Origin of the sequence: Microvirga zambiensis WSM3693, assembly GCF_016735695.1 — a bacterium.
GTDB lineage: Bacteria > Pseudomonadota > Alphaproteobacteria > Rhizobiales > Beijerinckiaceae > Microvirga > Microvirga zambiensis.
On record NZ_JAERQD010000040.1, the window covers coordinates 1 to 15,100 of the forward strand.

Sequence of the window (15,100 nt, forward strand, 5' to 3'; positions counted from 1 at the left end):
GAGGCAGATCTTGAGGCAACGATATAGCCGAGGTTGGGAATGATGTCAAGAACAAAGTGAGAACATAACATCACGCTTCCGTCCTGCCGCCTCGCCCCCCTCGTCCCCGCGCCGTCATGGCCGCACTTGGTGCGGCCACCCACGTCTTCGAGAACCGCCGCGCTGCTTAAGACGTGGGTGCCCGGGACGAGCCCGGGCATGACGGCGCGGGGGGGCATTCCCGGTCCGAGAGGCGCCGCGCTCCACCGTATCGGGATCACCGGCACTGATCCCCGGAACAAGTCCGGGGATGACGGCAGAGGGTTTTCACCCCAGCTCGAAGGTCGTGATGCCGAAGATCCGCGACAGGGGCAGGTCGGGCGTCTCGCCGCGATACATCCGGGCCGTCTCAAAAACCGGCGACAGGCCGTGGCGGGTGGCGAGCCGGATCGCAGCCTCGTTCGGTTCGGGCAGGTCGAGAAAGACCGGAGCACCGCCGGCCTCGGCGGCGAGGCCACGAAACAGCAGTTCCGCCTCGTGTTCGCCCTCGGCAAAGAGCGGACCGATCTTGAAGCCGCTCCGACAGGCGCGGATAACGCCGTAGCCCCTCACTGCCCCATCCTCCACGAGGGCCAGGACCTCGCGCGCATCGGGCCTGAGCCAGCAGCGCAGGAAGGCTTTTCGCGCGGCGGGGAAGAAGGGCCGGTCATAGGCGAGGATGGCCTCGAAGAGAGCGGCATCGGCCGGCCGCAGGCGCGGATCCGTGGGCGCATCCACATGCGGCGTGCCGCCGAAGCGCACGTTGCGGTGCGCGAGCGCGAAGCCGGAGCGCGCGTAATTCGCCTGCTGCGCCACGACGCCATCGAGACCCACGGTACGGCCTTTCAGATGATCCATGCCGGCCTGCCAGAGGCGATAGCCGAAGCCGCGGCCGCGCCATTCCGGCCGCGCGATGTAGAGGCCGAGAAAGCCGAAGGCCTCGCCGTAGCGCACGACCGAGATCGAGGCGACCGGCTCGCCGTCCACGAACCCCATCAGGAAGCCCGCCGGATCGGCTGGATAAAAACATTCCGCATCGTCGAGGCCGGGATTCCAGCCCTCCGCCGCGGCCCACCCGATTGCCACGTCGAGATCCGCGCGCGTCATCGCGCGAATGGTCAGGTCGTCCGGCTCGGCATGGGCCATGTTCGGCCTCGTCAATCAGCGCTGCGGGAGCATCGACCCCAGGATAGAACGCACATCACGCGAGGCAAGCGCCCTTCAGCACGGTGGGGCGCTGCACGCCCGTGAAAACGCCTCTAGAACCACGGCAGAAAGATTTCCCTCCATAGCGAGAAAGCACTTTTCCGTTCGACGGTGCCGCCCTTGGTCTCGACAAGATGACGGAGCGCATCGGGGATTAGGAATTTGTCGCCTGAGAGAATCTTGGACGAGAAGACGAATCGTGTCTCGTCAACGCTCCGCGATCTCACTTTCCGCCGGTTGAAGAAAGAGCGAAACCGCAGGCGGACAGGCTGCCCCGTGGTGATGCAGAGGTCCAGCGGTTCGCCGCTGAGATAATGCACCTCGAGACGTCGGATATCGTGGAATGCGATGGGATCGACCAATTGAAAGTGCCAGAATTTCTCTGCGTCGAATCCTGCATGATGGCCTTTATGAAACACGCCACGAAGCGCAATGAGGGCGCCTTCGCTGATGGCCATCAGAAAAGGTAGGAAGATCACAAGACCAAGCACGATTTTGAGGAACGTGAAAGGCGCTTCGTCGAATTCCAACGCTGCCGATATGAGGGCAATCGGTGCGATGATCCATACCAAGGGGAGAAGCGGCAATCCGAGAACAAGCAGCACCGCCATTCTCCACCGCTGCATTCGGACGAGATAGGGCAGTTCGATGCGTCGTGGCGGAAGGTTCGTGGTGCGCCAGACCGTTGGTTGGCCCGGGAGATCGAGAATTTGCGGCGCTGCCTCGCCTGGGTTCATCGCCCGATCGCCTCCGATGCCCTGGGTTCAAGCAGGCCCAGCACAAGGGTGGCTGCGTCGGACAGGAGAGAACCGAGGATAGGGATGACGAAAAGATGAGACGGACGAGCGATGATCATCCCGCCATTAGGCGCGCCTCATCGCAAAAAACAATCAAATTGTTACTTTGATACAAAAACAGCCTGGGAGGACCCAGGCTGTTTCACATCGGACGAAAGCGGAAGTCCGAGAGCCTTACAGCCCCAGCTTCTTCTTGCGCTGGGCCAGGGTCCGCAACCGCAGCGCGTTGAGCTTGATGAAGCCGGCGGCGTCGCGGTGGTCGTAGGCGACCGCGCCTTCCTCGAAGGTGACGAGGTCCTGGTCGTAGAGGGAATAGGGGCTTGTCCGGCCGATGAGATGGACGCCGCCCTTGTAGAGCTTGAGCTTGACTTCGCCGGTGACGAATTCTTGGGATCGGTCGATCAGAGCCTGCAGCATCTCGCGCTCCGGCGAGAACCAGAAGCCGTTATAGATGAGCTCGGCATATTTCGGCATGAGCTCGTCCTTCAGGTGAGCCGCGCCGCGGTCGAGGGTGATCGACTCGATGCCGCGATGGGCGAGGTGAAGGATCGTGCCGCCGGGGGTCTCGTACATGCCGCGGCTCTTCATGCCGACGAAGCGGTTCTCGACGAGGTCGAGGCGGCCGATGCCGTTGATCCGGCCGAGTTCGTTGAGCTTCGCCAGCAGGTCGGCGGGGCCGAGCTTCTTGCCGTCGATGGCGACCGGGTCGCCCTTCTCGAAGGTGATGGTGATCACGGTGGGCTTGTCGGGCGCGCTCTCGGGGCCGTCGGTGCGCGAATAGACGTAGTCCGGCACCTCGACGGAGGGATCCTCCAGCACCTTGCCCTCGGAGGAGGCGTGCAGGAGGTTGGCGTCGACGGAGAAGGGCGCCTCGCCGCGCTTGTCCTTGGCGATCGGGATCTGGTGCTGTTCGGCGAATGCGATCAGCTGCTCGCGGGAGCGCAGGTCCCATTCGCGCCAGGGGGCGATCACGGTCACGTCCGGCTTCAGGGCATAATAGCCGAGCTCGAAGCGCACCTGGTCGTTGCCCTTGCCGGTGGCACCATGGGAGACCGCATCGGCGCCGACCTTCTCGGCGATCTCGATCTGCTTCTTGGCGATCAGCGGCCGGGCGATGGAGGTGCCCAGCAGGTAAAGGCCCTCGTATTGCGCGTTGGCGCGGAACATCGGGAACACGTAGTCGCGCACGAACTCGTCGCGCAGGTCCTCGATGAAGATGTTTTCGGGCTTGATGCCGAGCAGCTCGGCCTTCTTGCGCGCCGGCTCCAGCTCCTCGCCCTGGCCGAGATCGGCGGTGAAGGTCACCACCTCGCAGCCATAGGTGGTCTGCAGCCACTTGAGGATGATGGAGGTGTCGAGGCCGCCGGAATAGGCGAGCACGACCTTGTTCACGCGCTTCTCAGCCATAGCAAGGATTCCAGAGTAGAAAGGGTGTCAGCGACTTAAAGCGGAAGCCTTGTCCGCGCAACGGCATTTATCGCGCCGGCATGCTCCCTCTGCATTCCTGACCGGAATGATGCGGCCTGCCATCACTCAAGGGAATGCGGTACGTCCCTCCTCGGAGGATAACGAGCCGGCTCAGGAGGCAAAAGCCCTGCTGCCGGAGCGACTGGCCCCGAAGGACGCGCATGATCCGTCAGCCCATTCTCGAATTCTGGTACGAATTCGCCTCGACCTATTCCTATCTCGCCGCCATGCGGGTGGAGAAGGCGGCTGAGGCGGCCGGGATCCAGCTTCTGTGGCGCCCCTTCCTGCTCGGGCCGATTTTCAAGGCGCAGGGGTGGGAGACCTCGCCCTTCGCTCTCCATCCCGACAAGGGCCGCTACATGTGGCGCGACATGGAGCGCGAGGCCGCCCGGCTCGGGCTGCCCTTCTACCGCCCCAAATCCTTTCCGCAGAACGGCGTCCTTGCCGCGCGCATCGCGCTTCTGGGGGTCGATCGCGGCTGGACGCCCGCCTTCACGCGGGCCGTCTACACGGCCGAGTTCGGCGAGGCGCAGGATATCGCCGACCCGGAGGTGCTGGGCCCGATCCTGACGGATCTCGGTCTCGATGCGCAGGCCGTGATCGCCGAGGCGCAGACCGACTGCAACAAGCAGCGCCTGCGCCGGATGGGCGACGAGGTGCTCTCGCGCGGCATCTTCGGGGCGCCGACCTTCTTCACCGAGGACGGCGAGATGTTCTGGGGCAACGACCGCCTGGAACAGGCCCTCGACTGGGCCATCGCCCAGGCCCGCCGTTCGGACTGGCCGGTTTGACGGTCAACTCCTTGAAAGCCTTGTGATCCCGGGCCATTTGGGATAAGACAACCCCCATCCGACGAGACATTGACGGTTTTCGATTGTCAGGGTGCGTGTTCCGCGCCCTCGCGGCGTCCCGGAAAAGTCTTGTCGGTACAGCGTTTCCATCCGTCGACGATACGCCGGCCTGCTCCATGGAGCAGCATGCCTCGGACATGGCCCTCAAAGGGGCGTCTTGAGGCAGCGGCGGCTGGAAACGGCCCGTTAACACGAGCCGCCGGCGTTGCCCCTTTGAACGAGGGCCATTCAGGAGAACTTAATGTCTGCAGCTTTGCAACAGCCGAGCCGTGAAGATTTCGCGGCCCTGCTCGAAGAATCCTTCCGCACCTCCGAGATCAGCGAAGGCTCGGTCGTGAAGGGCAAGGTGGTCGCGATCGAAAAGGACGTCGCGGTCATCGATATCGGCGCCAAGACCGAAGGTCGCGTCGCCCTGAAAGAATTTGCCGGCCCGAACCGCGACCAGACCGTGGTCGTCGGCGACGAGGTCGAAGTCTATGTCGAGCGCATCGAGAATGCGCTGGGCGAGGCCGTCATCTCCCGTGACAAGGCCCGCCGCGAAGAATCGTGGGTGAAGCTCGAGAAGGCCTTCGAGGCCGGCGAGCGCGTCAACGGCACGATCTTCAACCAGGTGAAGGGCGGCTACACGGTCGACCTCGACGGCGCCGTGGCGTTCCTGCCGCGCTCCCAGGTCGATATCCGCCCGGTCCGCGACGTCACCCCGCTCATGGGCGTGGCTCAGCCGTTCCAGATCCTCAAGATGGACCGCCGCCGCGGCAACATCGTCGTGTCGCGCCGTACGGTTCTCGAAGAGAGCCGCGCCGAGCAGCGCTCCGAGCTCGTGGCCAACCTCGAAGAGGGTCAGGTCATCGACGGCGTGGTCAAGAACATCACCGAATACGGTGCGTTCGTTGATCTCGGCGGCATCGACGGCCTGCTGCACGTCACCGACATGGCATGGCGCCGCGTCAATCATCCGTCCGAGGTCGTAACCATCGGCCAGACGGTGAAGGTGAAGATCATCAAGATCAACCACGAGACGCACCGCATCTCGCTCGGCATCAAGCAGCTTCTCGCCGATCCGTGGGAGGGCATCGCCGCCCGCTACCCGGTTGGCGCCAAGCTGAAGGGCCGCGTCACGAACATCACCGATTACGGTGCGTTCGTCGAGCTCGAGCCGGGCATCGAAGGCCTGATCCACGTCTCCGAGATGTCCTGGACGAAGAAGAACGTCCATCCGGGCAAGATCATCTCCACCTCGCAGGAGGTTGAGGTCGTGATCCTCGAGGTCGATCAGGTGAAGCGCCGCATCTCGCTCGGCCTGAAGCAGACGCTCCAGAACCCGTGGGAGGCCTTCGCCGAGAAGCACCCTGTCGGCACCGTCGTCGAGGGCGAGGTGAAGAACAAGACCGAGTTCGGTCTCTTCATCGGCCTCGAGAACGACGTCGACGGCATGGTCCACCTCTCGGACCTCGACTGGAACCGTCCGGGCGAGCAGGTCATCGACGACTTCAAGAAGGGCGATGTCGTGCGCGCCCAGGTTCTCGACGTCGATGTCGAGAAGGAGCGCATCTCGCTCGGCATCAAGCAGCTGGCCGGCGACCCCTTCGCCGAGGCCGGCGAGCTGAGGAAGGGCCAGATCGTCACCTGCGAGGTTCTCGAGGTGAAGGACGGCGGCCTGGAAGTGAAGATCGTCGACACCGACCTCTCCACCTTCATCAAGCGCTCCGAGCTTGCTCGCGACCGCGCCGACCAGCGCCCCGAGCGCTTCGCCGCCGGCGAGAAGCTCGATGCCCGCGTCACGCAGTTCGACCGCAAGGCCCGCCGCGTCACCGTCTCCATCAAGGCCCTCGAGGTCGCTGAGGAGAAGGAAGCCATGGCTCAGTACGGCTCGGCCGATTCGGGTGCCTCGCTCGGCGACATCCTCGGCGCCGCCCTGAAGGCCAAGGACAAGAAGTAATCGGGTTCTGCACGTCAGAGACTGATGGATCCCCGGGCCGCAAGCCCGGGGATTTTTGTTTGGCTACCGCACGATATTCCCTCTCCCCTTTGCGGGAGAGGGGAAAGGCGCGCCATATATTTTTGGATCAGCCTCTGAGGATCCGACAAAGCTTCGTAGAGGTTTTTGTTGGCCGTTCCGCTTGCCGCCCTATCTGCTTCGCGGTGAAGCGTTTTCGGGCGGAAAGGGATTCCGCTCCGCCGCCTGGAAAATGCGCTCAAACCGATCTAGGGTGCTGCCCCTCGCACCCGGTGCGAATCCAGCACGATACGATTTCGAGAGACGATCAGATGTCCATCGATGCCGAAGCCATCGCCGACCGCCGCCGTCTGCGCCGCAAGCTTTCCTTCTGGCGCGTGGCGGGCTTCTCCGGCTTCATCGCGGCTGTCGCCGCCATCGGCTATGCGGCCGCCGACCGGGTGGGCTACGGCGCGCTCCAGCATCAGATCGCCCGCATCTCCATCGACGGGGTGATCACCGGAAACCAGCGCCTCGCGGACCTGATGCAGCGGGTCGGCGATTCGAGCGCGGTCTCCGGGGTGGTGATTTCCATCAACAGCCCGGGCGGCACCACCACAGGCTCGGAGGAGATCTACCGCAACATCCGCCGTCTCGCCGAGAAGAAGCCCGTCGTGACCTTCGTCGACGGCACGGCCGCCTCGGGCGGCTACATCACGGCGATCGCCACCGACTACATCGTCGCCCGCGAAACCTCCATCGTCGGCTCGATCGGCGTGCTGTTCCAGTATCCGGATCTGACGGGCCTCATGGGCCAGGTAGGCGTGAAGCTGGAGGAGGTGAAGTCCTCGCCCCTCAAGGCGGAGCCGAGCCCGTTCAAGCCGACCTCGCCGGAGGCGCGCGCCGCCATGCAGGCCGTGGTCAACGACACCTATGACTGGTTCAAGACGCTGGTGCGCGAGCGGCGCCGCTTGAGCGAGGGCGAGCTGACGACGGCCTCCACCGGCCAGGTCTTCAGCGGCCGCCAGGGCGTGCCCCTGAAGCTCGTCGACAAGATCGGCGGCGAGCGCGATGCGATCGCCTGGCTCGAGCAGACGAAGGGCGTCGCCAAGGACCTGCCGATTCGCGACTGGAAGCCGAGCTCGGACCGGGACCTCTCGATCTTCGCCATGAGCGCGGGGGTCGCCGATCTCTTCGGTTTCGAGCGGGTCGCGGAAGCGCTGCGTAGAACATCCGCTCATGCCGAGATAGCGCAACTTGACGGCCTCCTGGCTGTCTGGCAACCTTCGGAAAAATAAAGCAACGTCAAAGATATAGCTCTTCCATGATCAAATCCGAACTGGTGCTCAAGATCGCCGAGCAGAATCCCCACCTCTACCAGCGCGATGTCGAGAAGATCGTGAACGCGATCCTCGATACGATCGGTGACGCGCTGGCCCGGGGCGACCGTGTCGAGCTGCGCGGCTTCGGGGCGTTCTCCGTGAAGAAGCGGGACGCCCGCACGGGCCGCAACCCGCGCACGGGCGCATCCGTTGCCATTTCCGAAAAGGTCGTTCCCGTGTTCAAGACGGGCAAGGAAATGCGGCAGCGGCTCAATGCTCCGGCTCCGAAGGTGCTCAAGGCCGCGGCCGCCCAGTGATTCGTTAAGAGGTGTCCGTGATTCGCTTTCTGAAGGCGCTCATTCTTCTGCCGATTGCCATTCTGGTCGTGCTGCTTGCGGTGGCGAACCGCGCGCCGGTGACCCTCTCGCTCGATCCGTTCTCACAGGACGCGCCGGAATTCGCGACCAAGCTGCCCCTCTTCGCGATAATCTTCGCCGCGGTCATGCTCGGCGTCGTGATCGGCGGCGTGGCGGCTTGGCTTGCGCAGGGCAAGAACCGGCGCGCTGGCCGCCAGTCTCGCCGCGAGGCGCGCGAGCTGCGCTATGAGACCGAGCGCCTGAAAGCGCAAAGCGCGCCCGGCACGACCCTGCCGGCCACCGTTCCCTCGCCGCAAAGTTCCAGGTTCTAAGCTCCGCCCATGCGCGTCGTGACATCCGCCGAGATCGATCGGGTTCTCACCTTTCCCGCCCTGATCGAGGCTCTTGCCGCTGCCTTTTCCGGCGACATGGTCACGCCGGTGCGCCACCATCACGAGATCGAGCGGGAAGGCACCCACGGCACGCTGCTGCTCATGCCGTCCTGGACCGGGCCTGCGATGCAGGACGGCTTTCTCGGGGTGAAGGTCGTCACGGTCTTCCCCGAGAACGGAGCAAAAAACCTGCCCAGCGTGATGGGCTCCTACCTGCTCATGGACGGCACTACCGGCGCGCCGGTCTCGATTCTCGACGGCGCGCGTCTCACCGTCTGGCGCACCGCCGCCGCCTCGGCGCTCGCCGCTCGCCATCTGGCGCGCGAGGATGCGAGCCGCATGGTGATGGTCGGTTCGGGCGCACTCGCTCCCTTCCTCATCCGCGCCCATATGAGCCAGCGTCCGATCCGCGAGATCGCGCTCTGGAACCACAGGGCTGAGAAGGCCGACAAACTCGCCGCTGAGCTTGCCCGCGAGGGCCTGCCCGTCACGGCCGTGACGGATCTGGAAACTGCCGTGCGCGCGGCCGACCTCGTCTCCTGCGCGACGCTGTCGACGGCGCCCATCATCCGGGGCGCCTGGCTGAAGCCGGGCGCGCATCTCGATCTCGTCGGCGCCTTCAATCTCAAGATGCGCGAGGCGGACGACGAAGCCCTGTTGCGCTCGCAGGTCTATGTCGACACGCCTGCAGCCAAGGTCGAGGGCGGCGACGTGGCAGTCTCGCTGCAGGCCGGCGCGATGCCCGAGAGCCATGTGCTGGGCACGCTTGCCGACCTGTGCCGCAACCCGCCCATGCGCGAGGATCAGGCCATCACCGTCTTCAAATCGGTTGGTGCTGCCCTCAAGGATCTGGCTGCGGCGATGGTGGTGTGGCGCTCGCTGGCAAAAGCGTAGTAAAAGTACGCTCATGGACAATTTGATAAAAATCTGCGGGCTCTCCACGCCCGAGACCCTCGACGTCGCCCTTGGAGCGGGCGCGGATCTCGTCGGCTTCGTGCGTTTCCCCAAGAGCCCCCGTCATGTCAGCCTCGATCTCGGCCATAAGCTTTCCCTGCAGGCGAGGGGGAGGGCGCAGCGCGTCGTTCTCCTGGTCAATCCCGGCGATGAGGACATCGCCCAGGCCATCGAGGCCATCAACCCTGACCTGATCCAGCTGCATGGAAGCGAGACGCCCGAGCGCGTGGCCGAGATCCGCTCCATGGTCAAGCGGCCCGTCATGAAGGCGTTCGGCGTCGCGGAGCCTTCGGATCTCAAGGCGCTGACCCCCTATGCCAGCCGCGTCGACCGCTTCCTGCTCGACGCCAAGCCGCCGCGCACGGCGAATGCGCTTCCCGGCGGCAACGGGCTCGCTTTCGACTGGCGGCTGCTGAACGGGCTTGACCCCAAGCTTTCCTTCATGTTGTCAGGGGGCCTCACCCCGGACAACGTGGCGGAGGCGATCCGGCTCACCAAGCCGGAAGCCGTCGACGTGTCGACTGGGGTGGAGAGCGGGCCGGGTCTCAAGGATCCGGCGCGGATCGAGGCCTTCATCAGGGCCGCCCGGACAGCATTCGCTGCTGCTCATCACTAACATCGGGTGTACGTCCTCTCCCAGGGCGTGCTCTTAACGCCAAGGCAGGACAGGCCGTGTCAGCTCAAGCTCAACCCAATTCCTTCCGCACCGGACCCGACGAGCGCGGGCATTTCGGCACCTTCGGCGGCCGCTTCGTCGCCGAGACCCTGATGCCGAACATCCTCGAGCTGGAAAAGGCCTATGAGGAGGCGAGGAACGATCCGGCCTTCCATGCCGACATGGCGAGCTACTCGACCCATTACATCGGCCGCCCGAGCCCGCTCTATTTCGCCGAGCGCATGACCGAGCATCTTCGTGAGGTTTCTGCGGCCTCCGGCCGCTCGGGCGGAGCCAAGATCTACTTCAAGCGCGAAGAGCTGAACCATACCGGCGCGCACAAGGTGAACAACGTGCTGGGCCAGATCCTTCTTGCCCGCCGCATGGGCAAGAAGCGCATCATCGCCGAGACCGGCGCCGGCCAGCACGGCGTCGCCACCGCAACGCTCTGCGCCCGCTTCGGCCTCGACTGCGTGGTCTATATGGGCGCGGTCGACGTGGAGCGGCAGAAGCCCAACGTCTTCCGCATGCACATGCTCGGCGCCAAGGTCGTGCCGGTGCAGTCGGGCACGAAGACCCTGAAGGACGCCATGAACGAGGCCCTGCGCGACTGGGTCACCAATGTCGCCGACACCTTCTACTGCATCGGCACGGTGGCGGGGCCGCATCCCTATCCGGCCATGGTGCGCGACTTCCAATGCGTCATCGGCAACGAGACGCACGAGCAGATGATGGCGGCGGAAGGCCGCCTGCCGGATTCGCTCGTCGCCTGCATCGGCGGCGGCTCCAACGCCATCGGCCTGTTCCATCCGTTCCTCGACGACAAGGACATCGAGATCTACGGGGTGGAGGCGGCCGGCCACGGCCTCGACAAGCTGCATGCGGCCTCGCTCTCCGGCGGCCGCCCGGGCGTGCTGCACGGCAACCGCACCTACCTGCTCATGGACCATGACGGGCAGATCCAGGACGCCCATTCGATCTCCGCCGGCCTCGACTATCCCGGCATCGGTCCCGAGCATGCCTGGCTGCACGAGATGGGCCGGGTGAAATACATCTCCGCCACCGACCAGGAGGCGCTCGACGCTTTCCAGCTCTGCTCGCGCCTCGAAGGCATCCTGCCGGCGCTCGAGCCGGCTCATGCGCTCGCCAAGGTGATGGAGCTGGCGCCAAGTAAGCCGAAGGACCACCTGATGGTGGTCAACATCAGCGGCCGTGGCGACAAGGACCTGTTCCAGATCGCCGAGCATCTGGGCGACCAGATCGTTTGAAACCTTTCCGTCATGGCCGTCCCCGGACATGATCCGGGGATCAGTCCCGGCCACCCACGTCTTGGGAACCACAGCGCTGCAAAGACGTGGGTCCCCGGAACAAGTCCGGGGATGACGACGAAGGTTCTTTTCAAAGGTCGTAACGGTTTCACCCCGCCTCTCTCCCATGCTAAAGACGCAGCCCATGACCCAACGCATCGAAGCCCGTTTCGAAAAATGCCGCGCGGAAGGCCGCGCCGCGCTCGTCACCTATGTGATGGCCGGCGATCCGGATCCCGAGACCTCGCTCGCGATCCTCAAGAGCCTGCCCAAGGCGGGAGCCGACATCGTCGAGTTCGGGCTGCCCTTCACAGATCCCATGGCCGACGGCCCGGCGATCCAGGCGGCGGGCTTGCGCGCGCTGAAAATGGGCCAGGATACGGTCAAGACCCTCGACCTCGTCCGCCGCTTCCGGGCCGAGGATCAGGACACGCCCGTGATCCTCATGGGCTATTTCAACCCGATCTACGTCTACGGCGTCGACCGCTTCCTCGCCGACGCGAAGGCGGCTGGCGTCGATGGCCTGATCGTCGTCGACCTGCCGCCGGAGGAGGATGACGAGCTCTGCCTGCCGGCGCTCGAGGCGGGGCTCGCCTTCATCCGGCTGGCCACCCCGACCACCGACGACAAGCGCCTGCCGGCGGTGCTCACGAACACGGCGGGGTTCGTCTATTACGTGTCGATCACCGGCATCACCGGCGCCGCGACCCCGGATTTCGGCAAGGTTGCGACGGCCGTGGAGCGGATCAAGCGCCATACGCCTTTGCCGGTGGTGGTGGGCTTCGGCGTCAAGAGCGGGGCCCATGCGGCGGCGGTGGCTGAAGGAGCCGATGGCGTCGTGGTAGGTTCTGCCCTCATCGATGCCCTGAAAAACACCCTGGACGACCAGGATCGCGCAACGGCAGGCACCATCGAGGCGGTCACGAAGCTGGTGAAGGAATTGAGCGACGGCGTGCGCTCAGTGGCAAAACGCGCGGCGGCCTAATACATACAGAACGTCATGACCGCACTTGATGCGGTCATCCACGCCTTCGAAAGCGTGGTCAGACGTGGATGGCCGGGACAAGCCCGGCCATGACGAGAGGATTGGTACCATGAACTGGATTTCCGAAGTCGTCCGTCCGAAGATCAAAACGCTCTTCAAGCGCGAGGCGCCGGACAATCTCTGGATCAAGTGCCCGGAGACGGGGCAGGTGGTGTTCCACAAGGATGTGGAGGCGAACCAGTGGGTGATCCCCGGATCCAACCACCACATGCGCATCTCCGCCACCCAGCGCCTGCAGCTGATGTTCGACGGCTCGACCTGGCTCGACGTGGCTTTGCCCGAGGTGCCCGTCGATCCGCTCAAGTTCCGCGACGAAAAGAAATACATCGACCGCCTGAAGGATGCGCGCACCAAGACCGGTCAGCAGGACGCGTTCAAGGTCGGTTTCGGCCGGGTCGACGACCTGCCGATGACCATCGCGGTGCAGGATTTCGGCTTCATGGGCGGTTCGCTCGGCATGGCGGCGGGCGAGGCCTTCATCAAGGGCGCCGAGACGGCGCTCGACAAGAAGACACCCTTCGTGCTCTTCGCCGGCTCCGGCGGCGCGCGCATGCAGGAAGGCATCCTCTCCCTGATGCAGATGCCCCGCACCACGGTGGCGATCCGCCGCCTGCGCGATGCGAAGCTTCCCTACATCGTCGTGCTCACCAACCCGACCACGGGCGGCGTGACCGCGTCCTATGCCATGCTGGGCGACGTGCATCTCGCCGAGCCCGGCGCGCTCATCGGCTTTGCCGGCCCGCGCGTGATCGAGCAGACCATCCGCGAGAAGCTGCCTGACGGCTTCCAGCGCGCCGAGTATCTCAAGGAGCACGGCATGGTCGATGCCGTCGTGCACCGCCACGACCTGAAACCGACGATCGCCCGCCTGTCGCGCCTCTTCACCAAGGCGCCCTCCGCCAGAACCGCTGCGGTACCCGTCGCGGCGAATGCCGAGATCACGGCAGCGGCCGCCGAGTAAGCGAGAGAGCAGGGCATGGAATCCTCCGATGCGCTGATCGCGCGCTTTCTCGCCCTGCATCCGAAGACCATCGACCTGTCGCTCGGGCGCATCCAGCGGCTTCTGGCCCAGCTCGGAAGCCCCGAGCGCCGCCTGCCGCCGACGATCCATGTGGCCGGCACCAACGGCAAGGGTTCGACCATCGCCTTCATGCGGGCGATCCTGGAAAGCGCGGGGCTCGCCGTCCACGTCTATACCTCCCCCCATCTGGTGCGCTTCCACGAGCGCATCCGGCTCGGAAAGATCGGCGGCGGGCGCTATGTGAGCGAGGAGCGGCTCGTCGAGGCCTTCCGCCGCTGCGAGGCGGTGAATGCGGGCGAGCCGATCACCGTGTTCGAGATCACCACCGCTGCGGCGCTCCTGATCTTCTCGGAGGAACCGGCCGACGTGCTCCTGCTCGAGGTCGGCCTAGGGGGCCGCTTCGACGCCACCAACGTCATCGACCATCCCGCCGCTGCCGTCGTCACGCCCATCGGCCACGATCACGCGGAATATCTCGGCACGACACTCCAGGCCATCGCCGGGGAGAAGGCGGGCATCTTCAAGCGCGGCTGCCCGGCCGTCATTGCGCCGCAGGATTACGTCGAGGCCGACCAGACCCTGTTCGCCGCAGCCGAGCGCATCGGCGCGTCCCCGATCCTCGTCGGCCAGCAGGATTTTTCCGTGCACGAGGAGGGAGGGCGCCTCGTCTACCAGGACGAGACGGGACTTCTCGACCTGCCGCGCCCGAAGCTCATCGGCCGCCACCAGTTCACCAATGCGGGCACGGCGATCGCGGCGTTGCGCGCCGCCGGCTTCGAGAAGTTCGAGGCCCAGGCCTTCGAGGCGGGCGTCACCCGCGCCGAATGGCCAGGCCGCCTGCAGCGCCTCAACCGGGGCCGCCTGCCCGAGATCGCGCCGAAGGATTGCGAGATCTGGCTCGACGGCGGCCACAACCCGGATGGCGGCCGCGTGCTCGCCGCCGCCATGGCCGACCAGAGCGAGCGCTCCGATGCGCCCCTGGTGATCATCGCCGGCATGCTCGGCACCAAGGATTCGGGAGCCTTCTTCAAGAATTTTTCGGGACTCGCCCGCGAAGTGATCGCGGTGCCGATCTCCGGCCAGATCGCCGCGCGCCCGGCGGAAGAGGTCGCCTCCATCGCGTCGAGTGTTGGGCTCACCACCTCGACCGCGCCGAGCGTCGAATCCGCGCTTGCCGCACTCCACAACTACGTCTGGGACCGCCCGCCCCGCGTGCTGATCTGCGGCTCGCTCTACCTCGCCGGCGAGGTGCTGGCGGCGAACGGGACATTGCCGGAATAGCTCTTCGTCATCCCCGGACTTGTTCCGGGGATCCACGTCTTCAGGCCCTTAAAACGTGGATGGCCGGGACGAGCCCGGCCATGACGAGGATGTAGGTGTTTTGACCGGACTTAGGCCGAAGCCTGGATCCAGCGCGAGAGTTCGCCCTTGGGGGCGGCACCGACCTTCTGGGCGACGACCTTGCCGTCCTTGAACATCATCAGCGCCGGGATCGAGCGGATGCCGAGCTGGGAGGAGATCTGCGGGTTCTCGTCCACGTTGAGCTTGGCGATCTTCACCTTGCCGGCCATCTCGTCGGAAATCTCTTCCAGAGCCGGGCCGATCATGCGGCAGGGGCCGCACCACTCGGCCCAGAAATCGACCACGACGGGCTCGGAGGATTGCAGGACGTCCTGCGAGAAGCTTGAGTCGGTCACCTTAACGGTTGCCATGCCATCACCTTTGACTTGAGCGCGACTCAGGTTCCGAGCCGCTCGGCTATAGGGCCAAGGT

At 65.1% G+C, this 15,100-nt stretch carries 15 protein-coding genes; 11 read left to right on the forward strand and 4 right to left on the reverse strand.

The genetic code is table 11. The features are described 5' to 3' along the window. Positions 1-306: 306 nt before the first annotated feature. From JKL46_RS24040 to JKL46_RS24050, 3 genes are all read right to left on the reverse strand, one after another. Positions 307-1,164 (reverse strand): GNAT family N-acetyltransferase, encoded by an 858-nt coding sequence (locus tag JKL46_RS24040; protein WP_201838161.1) that lies wholly within the window; start codon positions 1,162-1,164, stop codon positions 307-309. A 113-nt stretch (positions 1,165-1,277) separates the two neighbouring features. Beyond that, positions 1,278-1,961 carry a hypothetical protein gene (locus JKL46_RS24045; RefSeq protein WP_201838163.1) on the reverse strand — a complete coding sequence of 228 codons (684 nt, stop codon included), beginning with the start codon at positions 1,959-1,961 and terminating at the stop codon, positions 1,278-1,280. Positions 1,962-2,195: 234 nt separating this feature from the next. Continuing rightward, positions 2,196-3,428, reverse strand: coding sequence for an argininosuccinate synthase (locus JKL46_RS24050; protein ID WP_201838165.1), 1,233 nt, complete (start codon positions 3,426-3,428; stop codon positions 2,196-2,198). Positions 3,429-3,649: 221 nt separating this feature from the next. Between JKL46_RS24050 and JKL46_RS24055 the strand changes: the two genes are divergently transcribed. The 11 genes from JKL46_RS24055 to JKL46_RS24105 all read left to right on the forward strand — a co-directional run bounded on the left by JKL46_RS24055 (position 3,650) and on the right by JKL46_RS24105 (position 14,608). Further along, positions 3,650-4,279 carry a 2-hydroxychromene-2-carboxylate isomerase gene (locus JKL46_RS24055; RefSeq protein WP_201838167.1) on the forward strand — a complete coding sequence of 210 codons (630 nt, stop codon included), beginning with the start codon at positions 3,650-3,652 and terminating at the stop codon, positions 4,277-4,279. 301 nt (positions 4,280-4,580) lie between these two features. Continuing rightward, positions 4,581-6,278: a 30S ribosomal protein S1 gene (gene rpsA, locus JKL46_RS24060; protein WP_201838170.1), complete on the forward strand. Its 1,698-nt coding sequence runs from the start codon at positions 4,581-4,583 to the stop codon at positions 6,276-6,278. 329 nt (positions 6,279-6,607) lie between these two features. Then, complete coding sequence (gene sppA, locus JKL46_RS24065; protein WP_201838172.1) at positions 6,608-7,573, forward strand: signal peptide peptidase SppA; 966 nt, start codon at positions 6,608-6,610, stop codon at positions 7,571-7,573. A 26-nt stretch (positions 7,574-7,599) separates the two neighbouring features. Further along, positions 7,600-7,914 (forward strand): integration host factor subunit beta, encoded by a 315-nt coding sequence (gene ihfB, locus JKL46_RS24070; RefSeq protein ID WP_201838173.1) that lies wholly within the window; start codon positions 7,600-7,602, stop codon positions 7,912-7,914. Between the two features lie 17 nt (positions 7,915-7,931). Then, the gene (locus tag JKL46_RS24075; protein WP_201838175.1) at positions 7,932-8,285 is read left to right on the forward strand and encodes a lipopolysaccharide assembly protein LapA domain-containing protein; all 354 of its coding nucleotides are present in this window, start codon (positions 7,932-7,934) and stop codon (positions 8,283-8,285) included. A 9-nt stretch (positions 8,286-8,294) separates the two neighbouring features. Continuing rightward, positions 8,295-9,239 carry a bifunctional Delta(1)-pyrroline-2-carboxylate/Delta(1)-piperideine-2-carboxylate reductase gene (gene lhpI / locus JKL46_RS24080; RefSeq protein ID WP_201838177.1) on the forward strand — a complete coding sequence of 315 codons (945 nt, stop codon included), beginning with the start codon at positions 8,295-8,297 and terminating at the stop codon, positions 9,237-9,239. Positions 9,240-9,252: 13 nt separating this feature from the next. Further along, complete coding sequence (locus tag JKL46_RS24085; RefSeq protein WP_201838179.1) at positions 9,253-9,915, forward strand: phosphoribosylanthranilate isomerase; 663 nt, start codon at positions 9,253-9,255, stop codon at positions 9,913-9,915. Between the two features lie 56 nt (positions 9,916-9,971). Continuing rightward, positions 9,972-11,222: a tryptophan synthase subunit beta gene (gene trpB / locus JKL46_RS24090; protein ID WP_201838181.1), complete on the forward strand. Its 1,251-nt coding sequence runs from the start codon at positions 9,972-9,974 to the stop codon at positions 11,220-11,222. A 184-nt stretch (positions 11,223-11,406) separates the two neighbouring features. Continuing rightward, positions 11,407-12,246: a tryptophan synthase subunit alpha gene (gene trpA / locus JKL46_RS24095; protein ID WP_201838183.1), complete on the forward strand. Its 840-nt coding sequence runs from the start codon at positions 11,407-11,409 to the stop codon at positions 12,244-12,246. Positions 12,247-12,355: 109 nt separating this feature from the next. Then, positions 12,356-13,267 carry an acetyl-CoA carboxylase, carboxyltransferase subunit beta gene (gene accD, locus JKL46_RS24100; protein WP_201838184.1) on the forward strand — a complete coding sequence of 304 codons (912 nt, stop codon included), beginning with the start codon at positions 12,356-12,358 and terminating at the stop codon, positions 13,265-13,267. A 15-nt stretch (positions 13,268-13,282) separates the two neighbouring features. After that, a complete protein-coding gene (locus JKL46_RS24105; RefSeq protein ID WP_201838185.1) occupies positions 13,283-14,608 on the forward strand; it encodes a bifunctional folylpolyglutamate synthase/dihydrofolate synthase in 1,326 nt (441 codons plus the stop codon). Positions 14,609-14,718: 110 nt separating this feature from the next. On the opposite strand, the gene trxA is transcribed toward JKL46_RS24105, so the two are convergent. Further along, positions 14,719-15,039, reverse strand: a complete 321-nt coding sequence (gene trxA / locus JKL46_RS24110; protein ID WP_201838187.1) for a thioredoxin — start codon at positions 15,037-15,039, stop codon at positions 14,719-14,721. Between the last annotated feature and the right edge of the window lie 61 nt (positions 15,040-15,100).

Bases quoted from the DNA above. Each gene is read 5' to 3' on its own strand.
- trxA (WP_201838187.1), bottom strand. From the start codon at position 15,039: ATGGCAACCGTTAAGGTGACCGACTCAAGCTTCTCGCAGGACGTCCTG.
- trpA (WP_201838183.1), top strand. From the start codon at position 11,407: ATGACCCAACGCATCGAAGCCCGTTTCGAAAAATGCCGCGCGGAAGGC.
- sppA (WP_201838172.1), top strand. From the start codon at position 6,608: ATGTCCATCGATGCCGAAGCCATCGCCGACCGCCGCCGTCTGCGCCGC.
- JKL46_RS24085 (WP_201838179.1), top strand. From the start codon at position 9,253: ATGGACAATTTGATAAAAATCTGCGGGCTCTCCACGCCCGAGACCCTC.
- JKL46_RS24055 (WP_201838167.1), top strand. From the start codon at position 3,650: ATGATCCGTCAGCCCATTCTCGAATTCTGGTACGAATTCGCCTCGACC.
- JKL46_RS24040 (WP_201838161.1), bottom strand. From the start codon at position 1,164: ATGGCCCATGCCGAGCCGGACGACCTGACCATTCGCGCGATGACGCGC.
- lhpI (WP_201838177.1), top strand. From the start codon at position 8,295: ATGCGCGTCGTGACATCCGCCGAGATCGATCGGGTTCTCACCTTTCCC.
- JKL46_RS24105 (WP_201838185.1), top strand. From the start codon at position 13,283: ATGGAATCCTCCGATGCGCTGATCGCGCGCTTTCTCGCCCTGCATCCG.
- rpsA (WP_201838170.1), top strand. From the start codon at position 4,581: ATGTCTGCAGCTTTGCAACAGCCGAGCCGTGAAGATTTCGCGGCCCTG.
- accD (WP_201838184.1), top strand. From the start codon at position 12,356: ATGAACTGGATTTCCGAAGTCGTCCGTCCGAAGATCAAAACGCTCTTC.
- ihfB (WP_201838173.1), top strand. From the start codon at position 7,600: ATGATCAAATCCGAACTGGTGCTCAAGATCGCCGAGCAGAATCCCCAC.
- JKL46_RS24045 (WP_201838163.1), bottom strand. From the start codon at position 1,961: ATGAACCCAGGCGAGGCAGCGCCGCAAATTCTCGATCTCCCGGGCCAA.
- JKL46_RS24050 (WP_201838165.1), bottom strand. From the start codon at position 3,428: ATGGCTGAGAAGCGCGTGAACAAGGTCGTGCTCGCCTATTCCGGCGGC.